A 2,966-nucleotide genomic window follows, 5' to 3' on the forward strand; every position below is an offset into this window, starting at 1 on the left:
CCGACGAGACGGGGGCAGCCAGGTGGCTGCCCCCGCTCGCTAGTCGGACCTGGCTACTACTTGGTGAGCTTGTAGTAGTCGGGCTTCTGCTTCCAGTTGAACTCGAACCCACTGAGGTCCTTGTTCGTCACTGCGGTGGCGTTCTGGTACCACAGCGGGATGGCCGGCAGTTCCTTCATCAGGATGGCCTGAGCTTCACCGATGAGCTTGTAGCGATCATCGCCCTCAGCGGCCGAAGCCTCCGAGATCAGCTTGTCGAATGCCGGGTTGGTGTAGTCACCATCGTTCGAACCCGCGCCAGTGGCGTAGATCGGACCGAGGTAGTTGAGCATCGACGGGTAGTCAGCCTGCCAACCAGTACGGAATGCCGTCTTGATCGTGCGCTCGGTGACTTCCTTGCGGAGCTCGTCGAAGGTCGGGTAGACCTTCGGCTCAGCGTCGATACCGAGGACGTTCTTGACCTGGTTGGCCAGAGCCTCGGTGAACTCCTTGTTGCCAGCGCCGTCGGCGTTGTAGGCGACAACGAACTTGCCTTCCCACTTCGACATGGCGTCAGCCTCGGCCCACTTCTTCTTGGCCTCTTCAGCGTTGAAGGTCAGGACGTCGTTGCCCTCGACCTCGTCCGTCCAACCATCGAGCACGGGCGAAGTGAAGTCCTTCGCAGGTGTACGAGCGTTGTTGAAGATCTTCTCGGTGATCTCGGGGCGGTTGATGGCCAGCGAGATGGCAGCGCGACGCAGGTCGCCCTCTTCACCATCGAAGTGAGCAAGCTTCTCCGGGATGGTCAGTGACGAGAAGCTCGAGCCGGGCTCGTTGTACGCCGCGACCTTGCCATCGCTCTCGAACGTGGTGAGCGCGCTCGGCGGCACCTGGTCGAGGACGTCGAGGTTGCCCGACTGAACATCGGTGTAAGCAGCGTCAGTTCCACCACCGGCGTAGAACTTGAACACCAGTCCACCGTTCTTGGCCTTGTGGATGCCTTCGTAATCCGGGTTGGGCTCAAGCGCGATCTGCTTGTTGCGCTCCCAGCCGGACTTGGTCAGCTTGTAGGGGCCGTTGCCGATCGGACGCTCGCCGTACTCCTTGGTGATCTTGCCGTCGGAGCCGAAGGCTGCGTCGGGGACCGGGAAGTAGGCCGAGTAGCCGAGACGGAGCGGGAAGTCCGACTCCGGGTCCTTCAGCGTGACGGTGAACGTGCTGTCGTCAACAACCTTCAGACCGGAAACCGTCTCAGCACCTTCGACAGTGTTACCAATGTCATCGGTGCCCTCGATCGGGTAGAAGAAGTAGTTGTTGAGCTGCTTGTTGGCCGGGTTGGCGCCGTAGTTCCACGCCCGCACGAACGACTCAGCAGTGACGTCGGAGCCGTCGGTGAACTTCTCGCCGCTCTTGAGCTTGACAGTCCAAACCTTCTTGGCCGCGTCAGGCTCGATTGACTCAGCGACCTCATTGGTGACCGAACCGTCGGTGTTGTAAGCGACCAGACCCTTGAAGAGGTTGTCGAGCGGGTCGCCGCCACCCACTTCGTTGGTCGCTGTCGGGATCAGCGGGTTCTGCGGGTTGGTTCCGTAGACCGTGATGACCGAATCGCTTCCGCCGGCTTCATCGTCGCTTCCGCCACCGCAAGCCGCCAAGGTAAGGCTGCCGACAGCGACGAATGCCACACCCGCAAGGCGTGTACGCCGAGAGAGTCGCATGGATTCCTCCTGTGATTGTGTGTGCACACTGAGCGCGCGCACCCCCATTGCTATCACTGACACAGGTTCACCGAACAGCGCGAAAGGGCTCCGTAATCAAAGTGTTACCAAACTCAGGCGGGGGAAGTTCCAGCAGACGAACTTTGGATGTCAATAGTTCCACCGGATCACTCTGACATCGCCCAGTCGAATCAGCTCCCACAGGACGAACGGCCGACCCCCTCAGGGACCGGCCGTTCGAATGGGTGAGCGTTTGTCGATCAGCCCTTGCGCTTCTTGATCTCATCGGTGGCCTGCGGAAGAACCGTCTTGAGGTCTCCCACGACACCGAAGTCGACGAGCTCAAAGATCGGTGCTTCGTCGTCCTTGTTGACCGCGATGATCGTCTTGGACGTTTGCATACCGGCACGGTGCTGGATCGCGCCCGAGATGCCGTTGGCGACATACAGCTGGGGCGAGACCGTCTTGCCGGTCTGACCGATCTGGAACGAGTGGGGGTACCAACCCGAGTCAACCGCCGCGCGCGAGGCACCAACAGCCGCACCGAGCGAGTCGGCGAATGCCTCGACCTCGGAGAAGTCACCGCCAGTACCGCGTCCACCTGCAACAACGATGGCTGCTTCGGTGAGCTCAGGGCGACCCGACTCTGCCTTGGGCTGCGAGTCAGTGATCTTGGCACCCTTGGCAGCATCGGAGATGTCGACCGAGACAGCCTCGACGGCGCCCGCGCCAGCCGATGCCTCCGGGTTGGCCGAGTTGGGCTTGACGGTGATGACCGCGGCACCCTTGGTGACCTTGGCCTGCACCGTGAAGTTACCGGCGAAGACCGACTGCGTGGTCACGCCTTCAGCGGTGACATCAACAGCGTCGGTGATGAGTCCCGACTCGATCTTGAGAGCGACGCGAGCGGCGATCTCCTTGCCCTCGGCGCTCGAGGAAAGCAGCACAGCCGCAGGCGACGAGTCGCCGGCGATCTTGGCGATTGCCTCAGCCTTGGGCGCGACCAGGAAGTCGGCGTAGGCGGCATCATCGAGCTGGTAGATCTTTTCGGCACCGTGCTCAGCGAGCACGGACGGCACATCGCCGCCGCCGAAGTAGATCGCGGACGGCTCACCGAGACGCTTGGCGATCGTCAGCAGCTCGAGAGTGGGCTTGGTAACGGCTCCGTCGACGTGGTCGACGACTACGAGAACTTCAGACATGGGTCAGTTCCTTCTCAGACGAACTTCTTGGAGGCAAGGAACTCGGCGAGCTTGGTGCCGCCGTCTC

The 2,966-nt window shown here is 61.6% G+C and carries 2 protein-coding genes; both read right to left on the bottom strand.

Annotation, left to right across the window (positions count from 1 at the left end; translation table 11 throughout):
* Positions 1-56: 56 nt before the first annotated feature.
* A complete protein-coding gene (locus V6M39_RS12080; protein ID WP_332644065.1) occupies positions 57-1,697 on the bottom strand; it encodes a peptide ABC transporter substrate-binding protein in 1,641 nt (546 codons plus the stop codon).
* Positions 1,698-1,957: 260 nt separating this feature from the next.
* Positions 1,958-2,899: an electron transfer flavoprotein subunit alpha/FixB family protein gene (locus tag V6M39_RS12085; RefSeq protein WP_332644066.1), complete on the bottom strand. Its 942-nt coding sequence runs from the start codon at positions 2,897-2,899 to the stop codon at positions 1,958-1,960.
* Positions 2,900-2,966: the final 67 nt, after the last annotated feature.

This window comes from Aeromicrobium sp. (genome assembly GCF_036675695.1).
Lineage (GTDB): Bacteria > Actinomycetota > Actinomycetes > Propionibacteriales > Nocardioidaceae > Aeromicrobium.